This is a genomic window from Pedobacter zeae, assembly GCF_014196715.1.
GTDB lineage: Bacteria > Bacteroidota > Bacteroidia > Sphingobacteriales > Sphingobacteriaceae > Pedobacter > Pedobacter zeae.
This window is the reverse complement of the sequence record NZ_JACIEF010000003.1, coordinates 647,908-664,037: the sequence shown is the minus strand read 5'-3', so window position 1 is coordinate 664,037 and position 16,130 is coordinate 647,908. Positions and strand designations below refer to the sequence as shown.

Genomic DNA, 16,130 nt, shown 5'->3' with positions numbered 1-16,130 from the left:
ATCACCTGACAACAAGTTAGTATGGAAAAGAAACTAATCACCGAAATTAATATAGAAGGCAAAACGATTACGCATTTCGCGTCATTTAGCCTTCAGCAGGCTTTTAACGAACACCACTATTTTGAGCTGAGGTTTAACCACGATCAGATGGGTGCGCCGGGCATGATCAGTTTAAATGATAGCCGCGAATTTGTAGGGAAAACCCTGGTAGCCTCCTTTGGTTACGATGCCGGCAATTTACAGGAATTTTCTGGTTTGATAACCAGGGTAGAGCTCGCACAGAGCCATGGTTACCATGGAGTGCTGATCGTTAGTGGCTATAGTCCGACGATTTTGATCGACCGTGGCCCCGATTTGGGTTCTTACCTCGATAAAGACCTCAATGCAATTGTAAACCTGGCTACGTCCGAAGTGCCTTCCAACGATCTGAAAATTGTAGCTAATGCGGCAAGAAAAGAACCGATCGATTACCTGATCCAGTACCGTGAAAGCGATTTCTCTTTTCTCAACCGGTTATCGGCCGAATATTACGAATGGTTTTATTATGATGGTAAGCAACTGAATTTCGGTAAACCGGAAAATCAGAAAGAAGTGGTTTTGATTTATGGCCGCGATGTGCAGAACCTGCAATATGCCATGGAAATTGCTCCGATCAAAAATAAACGTTTTGCCTATAATCCTAAACAGGACGAAATGTTACAGAGCGAGAGCGGTGGGCAAAGCGATGGATCTCCGGATTTAGCCCATGCCATACAGGTATCCAATACCATGTACAGCAAAACTTTTAATCAGCCTTCGCCCATCAGGGTAGATAACAATAGCGACATTAAGGCCCAGGTGCAGAATGAAGAAAAAGCACAGATCAGTAACCTGTTAAAAGTACATGCCAGTGGCGATAATGCCGCTTTAGGTATTGGTAACATTGCCGAAATTACCATGAGCATCAGGCAGGAATTATCTTTTGCAACGGAGAGTTTGGGTAAATTCCTCATTACTGCGATCAACCATACCATTGATGGTACTGGAAAATACCACAATACCTTCGAGGGTTTGGTAGCCACAACAGAGCGGCTTTCAGTGAAAAACTACCTTAAACCAAGTCCAGATATGCAATTGGCTGATGTCATTGATAATGCCGATCCACAGGGTCAGGGCCGCATTAAGGTGAAATTTAAATGGGAATGTAAAACCAATGATGTAACCGAGTGGCTGCGGGTAATCACACCGGATGCGGGAAGTAGCGATAAGGTGAGTAAAAACAGGGGTTTTGTGTTCATTCCGGAAATAGGAGATCAGGTAGCGTTAACTTTTGAAGAAGGAAATATTGCACGTCCGATTGTATTGGGCTCAGTATTTCACGGCAAAAGTGCAAGTGGCGGTAGCGCCAGTAATAACAGTAAAAGCTTAACTTCAAAAAGCGGGCATACGTTAACCATGGACGATGGGGCAGGTATGATTATGCGCGATAAAGACAGCAATTTTATTGAGCTGGATGGAGCTGGTAAAGCGGTTTTTGAAACCAAAGAATCCATACTGATTAAATGTGGCGAGAGCAGCATTTTTATGGATAAAACAGGTAAAATTATCATCAAAGGGAAGGATATTTTAACATTGGGTGAAAACATCGGAAATTCTGCCACGACCAGTATCGGCATTGGAGTGGGCCCAGAAGACGGAACACCAACCTCGGGCATCGGTATAGAAGCACAAACCTTGGATATTGGCACCAAAACACTTTCGATGAGTGGTGAAACTGAAGCTAACCTGGCATCGAAAAAGATTAATGTAGGTGGCGAAAGCGAAACGAATATCAGTAGCGGGACAATTAACCTAAACTAATATCGACTAAAGTTCCAATGAACCCTATACAAATCGAATTATTTAAAATAGATAAACAGTGGCAACAAGTAGTAAAGAAACATCCAACTGAAATCCTGTTTCTCTGCTTAGGTGAGCGCCACGAGGTAAATTTATTTGAAGCTTATTTTAAATACCAGTTAACCGAAGAAAGCAGAACCGATGATATATACCTGCTCCATTATCAGGGTTTTCAGAATAAAAGCGATTATGGCAGAAGTTTGGTTAAGGAATGGAAAGAGATTTTTGATTTATGGCAGAAAGATACAGGCAAAGGTGTTGTTTGGAATGTCGAATCAGCCGAATATGCAAAAGCGTATAAAACTGATGCCTATGTCCCCATTATGGCTTTAACAAGGCTTTGTGATCTTTATCCGGAGTTGAAATTGAAAAAAATTTACATTCAGCTCGCACCAACAGGTATTGATGATGTTATTGGACTTTCTGAATGGATAAATGAATGTTGCAAATTTGTTAAAGCTACCAATAACCAGAATATTAAGCTGGTGTATACCGAGCATCATACACACCGTACGTTAAAAAAATTAAAACAGGGAATAGATTTTAGGCTCAATATCGATGTGGGCAGGTTGATGCAAAACGCTGCGGCACACACCAACCGCGAAAAAAGTAATCCCGAAGCAGATTACCAACAGCAGATATTAACGGCCAGTAATTATTTAAGTAAGGGGAAACACGAACAGGCAAATGCCGTTTTGGAACGGGCAATCGTAATTGCACAAAAACAGGGATTACACGAGGCAGTGGTTGCCGCCAGGATTATGCTTGCACAGAGTTTAGCCGTAAAAAACAAAAAAAATGAAGCACGCGAGCAATATGAAATGGCTTTGGCAAGGGCCGGTGAACACTCACAACTGAGTGCGCACATTCATATGAGTTATGGCAGTTTTTTACTTGCCCATGCTGGTAAAGAAGAAGCTAAAAAGTACTTTGAAAAGGCCATAAAGATTGCCGAAATGTTGGGAAATGATTTTATAGCCATGGAATGTACCCGTTTGCTCGGACAGCTTTCGGAAAGCAAAATAACAGGGTCGGCAAAGGCGATGGCGTATTATGTAAAATGCTTGGAAATTGCAAGGAAAATGCCGGTTGAAAAACGGCGGCAGAGTTCGATGGCCTATACAGCATCGATCATGTTAAAAAAATATGGGGCAGACAGTCCGGAAGGTAAAAAATTAGATATGGATATGCAGCGGGACTATGGTGAAGACTGGAAATCGATGGCCGAAGTACCAAAAAACCACGCTAATCCATTATCATAAAAAATATACGGATGAAAAAAGTAAAAGCAATTAAACCGAATATGGCTACCGATAGGTCGATCAGCCTATCAGGAAGCTTAACCAAAGCTGAACCCAAAGCAGTTGGTAGCGGGGGTGGTGTGGCTACCGGAAGCAATCCGCCCGCAGCAAAAAGTTCGCTTAAGCTTTTAAAAGCTCAAAAGCCTGCAATGGCCAACACCGCAGTGCAGCATGTAAGCAAACATTTTGATGTGGTGCTGGCTATCGATTTTCACTGGACAACCATTCCCATTCCGCCGTCTTTTGGGTTTATTCCGTTGCCATTGCCACATCCCTTTATTGGGATGGTTTTCGATCCGATGGATTACCTGCGTTTTACTATTCCGGTTCCGAAATTTGCACAGGGTTTAATCGGTGCGGCCAGTATCCCGATGGGAGGCTCTATTTTTGTACAGGGCAGGCATAAAGCCACCACCACCACCAGTGTAATGGGGGTTTTACTTCCTTTCAGGCACATTACCTCATTACCTGTATATTTTATTGTAAACATACCCGGTTCGCCGCACGAGGGTGAAGTATATTGGGGATCTACCACGGTAAAAGGGCAGGGCGCAGAAATGAGTGGTTCTAATCCTGGGCAGGTTCTTACCTGCTGGTGCCCGCCTATGGGCTTAAAGCCCTTACCAACGGTACCAGGTAAATTAAAGAAAAATCCATTGGCTTATTTCGCTTTTTATAGCGATTTATTAAGCATGTATGTACAGATCAATACCGGAAAACCCGTACTGGTTGGAGGTACATTTGCACCGCATAATTATACGCTTAAAGAATACTTAATGCGTTTTGCTGCTATTGGTATAATGCGTGGGCTTACCAAATTGGGAAGCGCCTTATCTAAAGCGGCCTTAAGGGGAGTGAATAAAGTATTACGGGGGCTTTTTAAAAATAACCCGATATCGAAAAAGCTTTGCCACTGGGGACTGGAGCCTGTTAATTTTGTTACCGGGGCGATGTTTTTCGAGTGGACCGATTTTGAACTTCCCGGAGGTCAAACACTCGCATGGAGCAATGTATGGCGTAGCGATAAGCCCTATGCAGGCATGCTGGGCAATCAGGTATATAACAATTACGATCTTTATATCTACCCCGATCCGGAAGCGGGTATTGTAGGATTTAGCCATCCAACTGAAAATATGGTAATGCCTTTGCCTTATATCGAAGCCTATTCGGGCAAACAATACGATCGTGCACAGAAACTTTGGATGGAAAGGCCCGATGAAGATACCTGGATACTTACCATTGATCAGCATACCTATACCTATAAGCTGTTCAGCGGAGAAGCTGATGACGATATTTACCGCATAAGCCATATTAAATACAGCGTTGGTACCAACCTTACATTTTATTATCAAAAACAGCTTCTAACCCGGATTGTAGAAAACTCTGGCCGCGTGCTCGAAATGGAGCATAATGATGAGGGTACAGCCATTAAAGCAGTTTATTATCACTACAAAAATACCAACGACCTGTTGGTAAGTTACGAGTATGATGAGCGTGGCAATATGATCAAAGTATATGACCGGGCAGGTAAAGCCATCATTTTTGAGTACGATGATAATAACCGTGTGGTAAAAAGAACCAACCGAAACGGAATGGCTTATTTCTGGGCGTATGACCAGGAAGGCCGTGTAATCCATACCGAAGGCAGAGATGGTATCATGAGTGGTTCGATAAGTTATTTCCCGGATGAAGGTTTTAATGAGGTGTATTATCGTGATGGCAAAACAGAGCGTTATTATTATGATGAAAACGATCTGGTATACAAAAAAGTAGATGCGCTGGGCGGCGAAACCTGGTATGAACATGATCGCTACAACGAAGAAAAAATGGTTTCCAGCCCTGAGGGTAGGGTAATCGGCTACGAGTACGATGATCGCGGCAATATTATCACTTACCATACTGCAGATGGCGAGCAGTATCACTACGCGTACGACGACAACAATAACCTGATCCTACGCAGTGACCCGGCCGGATCGAACGAAACCTGGCTGTACAATGATCAGAACCAGTTGCTTCAACACGTTCAAAAAGATAACCGTGTAATTGATTTTTATTATAAAGAAGAACAGAAATTACCTGTGTTCTGTCGCGATCAGGATGGAAATGAGGTCCATTGGACCTATAATTCTTTAAACCAATTAATCGAATCGGTTACGAACGAAGGCAATAGCAGCCGTTGGACTTATGATGATTATGGCCGATTGATCCGCTTTAGTTCGGGTGATGATCAAACTACCCTTTGGGAACGTGATGAAATGGGACGGGTAATTATGGTGAAAGATTTTGGAGGAGAAGCCTTGCGTTTCGAATATGATGCCTACGATCTGCCTGTTTATGCTACCGATGGCCATGAAGAATGGCATATGGCTTATACCCCAATGGGTAGCTTAAAAATGCAGCGAAGAAGTAATCAGGTATCGAAACAAAATACCCAAACCCTTCACTTTGCTTATGATCAATGGGAAAATTTAAAAGCCATTACCAATGAAAAGGGCGAAGAATATATCTTTTTAAGAGATGCCAATGATGATGTGGTGAAAGAAATCGGCTTCGATGGGCAAGAGCAGCAATATATCCGCAACCTGGATGGGCAGATCATCAAAACGATACAGGCTGATGGTAAAGCCATTTACCACAATTATGATTTAAGTGGCCGTTTGGTTTACAGCAGTTATGAAGATGGTACCTACGAAGCTTTCCAATACAATAAACTGGGTTTGCTCATAACCGCAGAAAACGAGCTTTCTTCGGTTAATTTTAAGCGGAACCCATTAGGGCTTATTACTCAGGAAATACAGGATGGATATCAGATCAATTATCAATACGATGTTTTTGGCAATCTGATTAGTTTAAACAGTTCACTAGGCGCTGATATTAAATATGATTATGATGAAATAGGATATCTGAAAGGCATTGCAGCAAAAAGTGGCCGGTCTGCACAATGGGCTGCAGCCATCGCCCATAACAAAAACGGACAGGAAATCAGTCGCAGTTTAAGCGGTGGAGTGAAAGCTGCTTTCAGTTATGACCACGAAGGCCATCCGATTAGTCAAAAGATTGAAGCAGGCCACGCTGTTACTGCTTTTAAACAATATACCTGGGGACCGAACGATAAACTCAATAGCTGTTTAAACAGCATTACGGGGGGGAATATCAATTACAGGTATGATACTTTCGGTAGCCTGTCGTCAGCAAGTTATAGCGATGACGGCAAAGTAATCCATAAAAACCCCGATGAAGTTGGAAATCTATACAAAACAACCGGGCGTAACGACAGGCGTTACGACAAAGGAGGTAAATTGCTTAAAGATGATCAATGGTATTACCGTTACGATGCCAGGGGTAACCTGGTACAAAAAAGTAAACGCAATATTATTGGGCTGGCAAAAGAAGAAGTGACCGATGAAGAAGAAAATGGCTTATTTGGTAAAAAATTAAACTGGGCAATGGCCAATCCCGATCTCCCTAAAGCAGAAACACTTGATATTTTAGCCGATGCCGATCCCGACTTACCAGAATGGAAAGAGGGCGATTGGGCTTATGCCTGGGCAGCAACTGGCATGCTGAAGGCCATTAGGAACCCACACGGTGAGCTTATCAGTTTCGAATACGATGCCTTAGGCAGGAGGAAGGCTAAAATTATTCATGGTTCATCATTAAAAGGGAGCGAAGGGCAGGGAGTTATTTACCGTTATGTATGGGATGGTAATCTGCTGCTTCACGAGTGGAATTATCCCTTAAATGAACGACCCAACCTGGTGATTAATGAAGATGGATTGCTTGGTTACGATAAAACAGAACCACTTGGCGATGATTTAATTACCTGGGTTTACGATCAGGTTAAATTTACGCCAAGTGCCAAAATCGTTAACGGGCAATATTATTCTATTATCAGCGATTATATGGGCACTCCCGTACAGGCTTATGATGATGCAGGGGGAAAAGTATGGGATTGCGAACTCGATATTTACGGGAAAATCCGTAAACTGAGCGGTAACCGGGAGTTTGTACCGTTCAGGTACCAGGGGCAATATGAAGATGTGGAAACAGGATTGTATTATAACCGTTTTAGATATTACGACCCGGAGCAGGGAAATTACATTTCTCAGGATCCGATCGGTTTATGGGGCGGTAATCCTTCAATTTATGGCTACGTATTTAATAGTAATTATGAAGTAGATGTATTTGGCTTAAAGACCTTTCAGCAGGCATTGGGCGATTACGGCGAAAAATGGGTGAAAGAGGCTTTACAAAATTCGAACAGGTATTCACGTGTATTTCAAGTTCAAAATGCATCCGGCCACGGTATTGATGTAGTGGGGATGCGTCATGATGGAAAATTTGATATTTTTGAGGTAAAAACCAACATTTCAGGAAACGTAGGTAATTTATCTGACAGGCAATTAAATTCTGACTTCTTTATCAAAAACATATTGGAGAAAGATAATATTACTGATTTTGGATTATCTCGACAGCAAGCTAATAGTATATTGAATAATATTGGAGATAAAAGAGTTGTGGATGTATTTGTTGGCCGGGGAGCAAAAGGTAGATTCAAAGTGAAAAGCGCATTGGTATCAGACTGGGATGAAGTTTCTCGCACTCAAACAGCTAAAGGTACATGCCATTAATAAAAAAAAAGTTTATGTATAGCACAAAAGAATTCAAAATTTTTTTTCAGAAAGTACTCAAGTCATCACAGGATGAAGAACCATTCATTAAAGAGTTTATTGAAGATTTTCTTCATAAAAATGCCAGAACCTTTCAAAAGAAAATGGTTGTGTGGGACGAAGAAGAGGTAGTGGATTATGATTTATTGTATGTACTCTCTTCTTATTCATATCGATTTAAAATTCCGGAAGGAATATTAAATCTTATTGAGAAAAATAATGAAGACGCCTTTGTCGTATTATTAAAATCATATTTTACTGATCTATTAGTTCAAACTTATGCTTACAAAACCAATCAATTCGTTAACAGCGTATTACATACCGATTTGGCATTAAGTACACTTCTGTCATTGGGTTATTTCCCTGATAAAACCGAAGTTTTAGCTAAGCATTTATCGAATTTTCTCGAATCCAATAAAGCCAAATTGGAGATTTATCCTCAAAATTTAGATTTTGGTTTTAAAAGCACTTTGTATTTAACGTCCGTTTTACTTCATAACGCGGGTTACTCAACTATTTCTAAAGAGATTAACCATCATCTAAAACCAACAGACGAAGCATATGAGTTTGCAGGCAAAAATTTATATGCTACAGATTCGCTAGTAGTAAATAAATGGGTTAATGAGTTGGCTGATTTTCATATCGCAAATAGCAAAGATGATTTAACTCGGCCTTTCAACCGCGAAAGATGGCAATATTTTCCGATAGAAATTATAACACTCCTGCAATTGCGTTCACAACAGGGTCTGCCGATTGATTTTATTACCCATCCACTATTAAAAGATTTTCTGCCTTTTATAGCACAAAAGCTTCCCGTTCCATTGGATGAAACCACCCAAAAGCTGGAAAAACGGATTTTGGAAAAATAAAAATGATGTTAAAAGTTTGCTAAAGGATATACGCTAAACCTTATCCTTTAGCAATAATTTAATTACGTTCTTTAACGCAGGGTTACGGTTCGATTCTTTCCAGGTCATGTACAGCTCCGTTCGTTGCGGGATATGGGTCAGCTCTATAAACTTCACATTTTCCTGATAGCCGTATTGCAGGCCTGTAGGCACAATGGCAATGCCTAAACCTTCTTCTACCAATTTATAAATGGTGAGGGCATTAACCGATTTATGATAGGTTTTGGGCTTAAATCCATGGTCCTCACAGATGCTCATCATCAGGTCGTAATAAAAGGGACTGTCATCACTCGAGAAAAAGATAAAAGGTTCATCGCCCAGTTTTTTCACCGCTTCAAAGCTGGCTTTTTTCATCGGGTGGCTTTTGGGTAACACCAATGAAAAAGTATCCTGGTGGATCATGTATTTGGAAATACCAGCCTTAAACTGTTGTATCCGCACAAAGCCAATATCCAGCATATCCTTTTCCAATAATTCCATCTGTAGCTTATTGGGCATCTCATCCAGGTTGGTCCTGATTTCCGGAAAATGTTTGTTGAGTTTAAAAATAATTTCCGGAACAATTTTCTGTGCGGCAGAACCTAAAAAACCGATCCGGAGTTCACCTTGTTTGCCCTCTGCTATATTGGCTACCTGTTTTTTAATGTTTTCAATATGCCCGAACAAGAAATCAACCTCTTCTTTCAGGTAAATGCCTGCTTCGGTAAGGGTTACCTTTTTCTTATTACGATCGAACAATGGGGCATTAAAAATTTCTTCCATCTGTTTAATCTGCCGGCTTAGGCCAGGCTGCGAAATAAACAGGCGGTCGGCCGCTTTCCTAAATTTCAGTTCTTCGGCCAGCACCTGGAAATACTTTAAATGGCGCAATTCTATCTGATAACTCATGGTTATTAAATGATGATGTAATTGGTATTTATAGGTATCAAATATACCGCTTATTTTTGTGTAAAACCTTTAAGATTATGAGTGGGCAACAGATTTTTAACTATGGTACAGATCATTTAACGGCTGAATTGGCACTGGCCATCAGCAGGGGTGAAACCAAAGGGGTAATTAGCGAAAGCGCGCGGCAAAAGGTAATCGAAAGTAGTGCGGTAGTAGAGCGTATTGCGGTTTCTGGCAAGGCCGTTTACGGAATCAATACAGGTTTCGGGCCGCTTTGTACCGAAATGATTTCGGCAGCAGATACCAGGAAACTGCAGGAAAATATATTAAAAAGCCATGCCGTAGGCGTTGGTGAGCCTATTGATCTGGAAATATCGAAACTGATGCTGGTTTTAAAGTTGCAGGCTTTGGCCCAGGGCTATTCGGGCATCCGAATAGAAACCCTCGATCGTATGATCTGGTTTTTAGAAACTGGCGCTATACCGGTTGTTCCAAAACAGGGTTCAGTTGGTGCTTCTGGCGATCTGGCTCCATTATCCCACCTGTTTTTACCATTAATAGGTCTCGGAAAAGTGCATTACCAAGGTGAAATGATCAGCACAACAGCGCTTTTAAAAAAATACAACATGCAACCTTTGCATTTGGGACCTAAAGAGGGGTTGGCCCTGATCAATGGCACACAGTTTATCGCTGCACATGCGGTTAAGGTAGTGCAGCGTTTGGAAAATTTGCTGGCATCTGCAGATATTATTGCGGCGCTGATGATTGAGGGCTTACAGGGATCAGAAAAACCTTTTGAAGCGCGGCTTCATGAGCTAAGGCCGTATCCCGCAAATATTGAGGTGGCAGGGCAGGTAAGGAAACTGTTGCACGGTTCTGAAATTATGAAATCGCATGCCAATTGCGCTAAAGTACAGGATCCTTACTCTTTGCGGTGCATCCCACAGGTACATGGCGCTTCCAGAACGGCATGGTTACATTTAAAAGAAGCTTTGGAAATCGAACTTAACGCGGTAACCGATAATCCTGTCATATTTAATGACGATTTAACCATCAGCGGAGGTAATTTTCATGGTCAGCCATTGGCTTTACCACTTGATTATGCCTGTTTGGCCGCTTCAGAAATCGGAAATATCAGCGATAGACGGATTTACCTTTCTTTAGAGGGAAATACGCCGGGTGTGCCGAAATTGCTCATGAAGGAAACCGGATTAAATTCAGGTTTTATGATTGTTCAATATACCTCGGCAGCTTTGGCCAGCGAAAATAAAGGACTTTGTTTCCCGGCCAGTGCCGATAGTATTCCCACCTCGCTGGGTCAGGAAGATCACGTAAGTATGGGTTCCATTGGCGCGCGTAAAGCTTTACAGGTAATAGAAAATGTAGAAAAAATACTGGGAATCGAACTCTTCTGTGCGGCACAGGCCATCGATTATCATTATCCTTTAAAGCCCGGTAAAATACTGGCTGCAGTACATGCTTTTGTCCGGTCAGAAATTGATCATTTTGAAGAAGATCAGATCATGTACGATAGGATGGAAAATGCTATCCAAATGGTAAAACAGGGTAAAATTATTGCCGCTGCAACTCAGGCTGAACAGGGGTTATAAAAATTAAAATTGCAGAAAATGGATTTTAAAGCACAGTTATTGGCAGGTATCCCATCGGTTTTACCCGCAAAAAAAACAAGAAATGAGCAATTAAACCACGCGCCGGTAAGAAGAGCGGTATTAAATGCTGCGGAAAAAAGACTGAGCATCAAAAATGCGCTGCGTTACTTCCCCGAAGCATGGCACCGGGAACTCGCGCAGGAGTTTTTAGATGAGCTGGAGAACTACGGGCACATTTATATGTACCGTTTTATGCCAGATTATGCCATTTATGCCCGGCCGATAACGGAGTATCCATGCCGAACGAGACATGCCGCTGCAATTATGCTCATGATCCAGAATAATTTAGACCCGGCAATAGCGCAACACCCCGAAGAATTGATTACCTATGGCGGTAATGGCAGCGTATTCCAAAACTGGGCCCAATATTTACTTACCATGCAATACCTCGCCACAATGACCGATCAGCAAACGCTGAATATTTACAGCGGGCATCCGCAGGGGTTATTTCCATCAAGTGTGGCGGCACCACGGGTTGTGGTAACCAATGGCATGATGGTACCGAATTATTCTTCGCCTGAAGATCTTGAAAAATTCAATGCCTTAGGCGTAACCCAATACGGGCAGATGACCGCTGGTTCATATATGTACATCGGGCCTCAGGGCATTGTTCATGGTACGGCAATTACCTTAATGAATGCTTTCCGTAAAAAAGGTTTTTATGGGAAGGATACTGCCGGTAAAATTTTCCTTACCGCCGGACTGGGTGGAATGAGTGGTGCACAAACTAAGGCCGGTAATATTGTGGGTTGCATCACGGTATGTGCCGAAGTGAATCCGAAGGCAGCGGCCAAAAGACACCAACAGGGTTGGGTAGATGAACTGATCGATAATTTAGATGATCTGGTGAAAAGGGTTTTATTGGCTCAAACCAAAGAACAAACTGTATCATTGGCTTACATTGGTAACGTTGTGGAGGTATGGGAACGTTTTGATGAAGAAAATATTGAAGTGGTAATTGGTTCTGATCAAACTTCGCTTCATAACCCTTATTCAGGCGGTTATTATCCCGTAGGTTTAGGTTTTGAGGAAGCCAATGAAATGATGGCCAATGCGGCAGGACAGTTTAAAATTGAGGTTCAGGATTCACTGAAAAGACACGCGGCCAGCGTTAACAGGCATGCTGCCAGGGGAACATACTTTTTTGATTATGGAAATGCTTTTTTACTGGAATGCAGCAGGGCAGGTGCCGATGTGATGTCGGCCAATGGAATAGATTTCAGGTATCCGTCTTATGTGGAAGACATTCTTGGGCCATTGTGTTTCGATTACGGCTTTGGTCCGTTTAGATGGGTTTGTGCATCGGGCGATGAAAGGGATCTCGATTTAACCGATCGCATCGCAAAAGAAGTGATGGAAGAAATTAAACTTACCGCACCTGCAGAAATACAACAGCAATTGCAGGATAATATCAACTGGATTACTGCAGCCAAAGAAAACAGGTTGGTGGTGGGCTCAAAAGCTCGGATTTTATATGCTGATGCCGAAGGAAGGGTAAAAATTGCTTTGCGCTTTAATGAGGCGATTAAAACCGGCGAATTATCGGCCCCTGTGATTTTAGGAAGAGATCATCATGATGTAAGCGGAACGGATTCGCCTTTTAGGGAAACGAGCAATATTTACGATGGAAGCAGATTTACTGCCGATATGGCTATCCATAATGTAATTGGAGATAGTTTTAGGGGGGCAACCTGGGTTTCGATCCATAACGGTGGCGGCGTAGGCTGGGGCGAAGTGATAAACGGTGGTTTTGGATTGGTGCTTGATGGAACCGAACAGGCTGCAGAGAAACTACAGAACATGCTTTTTTATGATGTGAACAACGGGATTGCCCGCAGAAGCTGGGCACGTAATAAAGAAGCCCGCTTTGCAATACAGCGCGAAATGGACCGTACTGATACTATGAAGATTACGCTGCCGCACCTGGTTGATGACAAGGTTTTGGAGGGATTAAAGATAGATTAAGGTTTTATAAAGAAAAATGCTTTTTGTCATTCTGAACACAGTGAAGAATCTTTTCATACATACTGAAAGATTCTTCGTTTCACTCAGAATGACAAACTAAACTAATAGATCGCACAAGTGTTGTAACGGCAATTTAGCCACGAAAAACATGGGCGCTTTTCTTTTTTTCCTATCACAAAGGATACCAAGTTTTATACAAAGGGCAGGGAGGAAAAATTACACGAATGCTTTGCGCCTATTTTCTTTGTGTACTTTGTGGTGAAAAGCTTGGGTAAATTAATTCAATGGCAAAGTAAAATGAAAAACAGAACCCTTGCCTTCCTCGCTTTCGGCCCAGATCCTGCCACCATGCCTTTCTATTATTTCGGCGCTTAGGTAAAGTCCTATGCCAAAGCCAGAGATGGTATGATTGCCCTTTACACGGTAATAACGTTCGAAAAGCTTATCAATATCTTCGGGATTTATGCCCATTCCCTCATCTTTAATCTGAACTTCAACCTCCTGACCATGTATGTCGCAGTTTATTTCTATCCGGGTATTATTATCCGAATATTTTATTCCGTTGCTGATCAGGTTAGAAATTACATTGCCAATTTTATCCCGGTCGGCATGGATAGTTACCTCACAGGTTGGTTCAAATATAATCTCGTGTGACGATTGTGAAATATACGTTTCTTCAATGATTTCTTTTAATAACTGATCCAGGCTAAAATCTGTTTTTTCAATCAGTAACTTGCCTGATTCCAAACGGGATACATTTAAGAAACCATTGATCATGGTGGTCATTTTTCTGATCTGGTTATAAGCTTTATCGAGGGCAATCATGGCATAATTGTCTTCATCTTTTCTGGCCTTGCGCTGTAAAACCTGAACAAAGCCATTTATGGCTGTTAAAGGTGTTTTTAATTCGTGGCTAACCATACCGATGAAATCATTTTTTCGAAGCTCATCCAGTTTTTGTTCTGTAATATCCATAAAGAGCCCGGAATATTCTGTTGCGTTACCCTGGTGATCTACAAATACTCTTCCGGTTGTCCTGACCCACTTTTCTTCGCCCGTGATTAAATTATTGATCAAATATTCATTATCACTTGGCGAATGGTTTTTTAATGCCTCTGTAAAAGCCCTGTTTAACATATCATGATAACCGGGGTTAATGGCCCTCATAATGAGATCGAGGGTAACAGGCTCATTTAACGGCAGGCCGAGCAGGTTTTTAACAAAACCAGATACGGTAATTTCGAGTGTTTTAGGATTGATGCTCCAGGTTCCCATTCTGCCGGTATCAATAGCCTGAAGCAGCCTTTCTTCGCTATCGGCTAACTTTTTAGCGTATTGGATCAGGCCTTCGTGTGTTTGGGCCAGCTCTTCATTGGTTGTGGCCAGTTCCTCGTTTGCTGCAGCCATCTCCATATTGATCGCCTGAAGCTCTTCCTGGTAAAGTTTCCGTTCGGTAATATCTGGACTAACCGAAGCAATGGCAGTGAGTTTACCTGTTTCCTGATCTTTTATCGCGAAACCATTCCACTCAATCCAAAAAGGATTTCCTGTTTTTTCATTCCAGAAACGGATTTCCTGTCTGAAATTGATGCGCTGCAAAATCTCAGGTAAAAATTTTTGGGACGCAGGCCGGTCTGCAGGGAAAATGCAGTCCAGTATATTCCTGTTGGCAATATTATCCCAGCCTAATTTTTTTAATGCTGCCGGGTTCAGGTATTGGATCGTCATATCCAAACCGGCTAAAGCTATAAATTCTGAACTGGCTTCGATGAGTTTATTCAAATTCAACCTTTCCAGCTCTATTAATTTTCTTTCGGTAATATCAATGCACGAACTAATATAACCCGCAAAAGATCCATCTGCATGGAAACGTGGTGGACCATTGGCCAACAGCCATCGGTAATCGCCTTTCTTGGTCAGGATTCTGAATTCACCTGTAAATGGTTTTTTCTCTGCCAGTGCTGAAAAGTAGGTATTTAAATACCTGTCGCGATCTTCCGGGTGGATCAGATCAGCCCAGCCAAAAGCAAGCAGATCGTTCATCGATCTACCTGTTAAGGTTGTCCACAGATTATTGAAATAAATGGCATTTCCATGTTCATCATCAACCTTAATAAAAATATCGGTCCCTTCTGCCATGGTTTTAAAGCGCTGCTCACTTTCCGAAAGCTGGTTAAAGCGCTCAACAACCCTTAATTCCAGGTCGTTGTTTAAAAGGCGTAGTTTTTCCTGTGTTTCGTGTAATTCTTCGTTTGTGGCAACGAGTTCCTCATTGGTTGATTCCAGTTCTTCAACTGTTGTTGCCAGTTCCTCATTTAAGGTTTGTTCCCGTTGTAGCGCTTCTTCTCTTTCCATCGCCCTTTCTAAGGCTTCATGTTTAAGTACGCGCTCACTCACATCAACTGCTGTATGTAAAATGCAGATTGTTTTTCCCTGGTTATCTTTTATGGCCCGGTATTCAAAATCAAAATAAAAGGTTTTCAGTTCTCCATTGATAATAAGGTCGGCAGCAGTATCTTGGCCAGAAATCACCAGGCCTTCCAGCCATACCCTGCGGAACATATCTATAAAAGGCTGACCTTTAAGTTCAGGTAATGCTTCTTCTAAAGATTTTCCGATTACGCTTCTGTCTTTTCCCCAGATTTTGAGCATGGCATCGTTAGCCGTTTGAATGATGGCCGTTTCGCCAACATGTATAGCGGTTGCAGTATGCGTTAGATTAAAAACTTCCAGTAATTGCTCATAGCTTAAAAAAAGGTTTGATTGACTCATGCTGCCGTTTAAGGAATGATTCTAAAATTAATGTTTTAACTGGATTTCAAGAAAATTTAAATCATGAACCTGAAGATG

At 41.9% G+C, this 16,130-nt stretch carries 8 protein-coding genes; 6 read left to right on the top strand and 2 right to left on the bottom strand.

The annotated features are described in order from the left end of the window. Nucleotides 1-21 precede the first annotated feature (21 nt). Genes GGQ60_RS15910 through GGQ60_RS15895 form a run of 4 tightly spaced genes read left to right on the top strand, consistent with a single transcriptional unit; the run spans nt 22 to nt 8,718 of the window. Complete coding sequence (locus tag GGQ60_RS15910; RefSeq protein ID WP_183766233.1) at nt 22-1,839, top strand: type VI secretion system Vgr family protein; 1,818 nt, start codon at nt 22-24, stop codon at nt 1,837-1,839. Nucleotides 1,840-1,856: 17 nt separating this feature from the next. Then, on the top strand, nt 1,857-3,140 hold the full coding sequence (locus GGQ60_RS15905; protein ID WP_183766231.1) for a tetratricopeptide repeat protein: 1,284 nt from the start codon (nt 1,857-1,859) through the stop codon (nt 3,138-3,140). 11 nt (nt 3,141-3,151) lie between these two features. After that, entirely contained in the window at nt 3,152-7,810 is a 4,659-nt protein-coding gene (locus GGQ60_RS15900; RefSeq protein WP_183766229.1) for an RHS repeat-associated core domain-containing protein, read from the top strand. Between the two features lie 14 nt (nt 7,811-7,824). After that, entirely contained in the window at nt 7,825-8,718 is an 894-nt protein-coding gene (locus GGQ60_RS15895; RefSeq protein WP_221235981.1) for a hypothetical protein, read from the top strand. A gap of 33 nt (nt 8,719-8,751) precedes the next feature. On the opposite strand, the gene GGQ60_RS15890 is transcribed toward GGQ60_RS15895, so the two are convergent. Then, nucleotides 8,752-9,645 (bottom strand): LysR family transcriptional regulator, encoded by an 894-nt coding sequence (locus GGQ60_RS15890; protein WP_183766227.1) that lies wholly within the window; start codon nt 9,643-9,645, stop codon nt 8,752-8,754. Nucleotides 9,646-9,722: 77 nt separating this feature from the next. Here GGQ60_RS15890 and hutH point away from each other — a divergent pair, with 77 nt between their 5' ends. Next, nucleotides 9,723-11,255 carry a histidine ammonia-lyase gene (hutH, locus tag GGQ60_RS15885; protein WP_183766226.1) on the top strand — a complete coding sequence of 511 codons (1,533 nt, stop codon included), beginning with the start codon at nt 9,723-9,725 and terminating at the stop codon, nt 11,253-11,255. A gap of 18 nt (nt 11,256-11,273) precedes the next feature. Then, nucleotides 11,274-13,280: a urocanate hydratase gene (gene hutU, locus GGQ60_RS15880; protein ID WP_183766225.1), complete on the top strand. Its 2,007-nt coding sequence runs from the start codon at nt 11,274-11,276 to the stop codon at nt 13,278-13,280. Nucleotides 13,281-13,556: 276 nt separating this feature from the next. Here hutU and GGQ60_RS15875 read toward each other — a convergent pair whose 3' ends face one another. Next, nucleotides 13,557-16,052 (bottom strand): PAS domain S-box protein, encoded by a 2,496-nt coding sequence (locus tag GGQ60_RS15875; RefSeq protein ID WP_183766224.1) that lies wholly within the window; start codon nt 16,050-16,052, stop codon nt 13,557-13,559. Nucleotides 16,053-16,130: the final 78 nt, after the last annotated feature.

Excerpts from the sequence above, each read along its gene's own strand:
- GGQ60_RS15910 (WP_183766233.1), top strand. The coding sequence starts at position 22 with ATGGAAAAGAAACTAATCACCGAAATTAATATAGAAGGCAAAACGATT.
- GGQ60_RS15905 (WP_183766231.1), top strand. The coding sequence starts at position 1,857 with ATGAACCCTATACAAATCGAATTATTTAAAATAGATAAACAGTGGCAA.
- GGQ60_RS15900 (WP_183766229.1), top strand. The coding sequence starts at position 3,152 with ATGAAAAAAGTAAAAGCAATTAAACCGAATATGGCTACCGATAGGTCG.
- GGQ60_RS15895 (WP_221235981.1), top strand. The coding sequence starts at position 7,825 with ATGTATAGCACAAAAGAATTCAAAATTTTTTTTCAGAAAGTACTCAAG.
- GGQ60_RS15890 (WP_183766227.1), bottom strand. The coding sequence starts at position 9,645 with ATGAGTTATCAGATAGAATTGCGCCATTTAAAGTATTTCCAGGTGCTG.
- hutH (WP_183766226.1), top strand. The coding sequence starts at position 9,723 with ATGAGTGGGCAACAGATTTTTAACTATGGTACAGATCATTTAACGGCT.
- hutU (WP_183766225.1), top strand. The coding sequence starts at position 11,274 with ATGGATTTTAAAGCACAGTTATTGGCAGGTATCCCATCGGTTTTACCC.
- GGQ60_RS15875 (WP_183766224.1), bottom strand. The coding sequence starts at position 16,052 with ATGAGTCAATCAAACCTTTTTTTAAGCTATGAGCAATTACTGGAAGTT.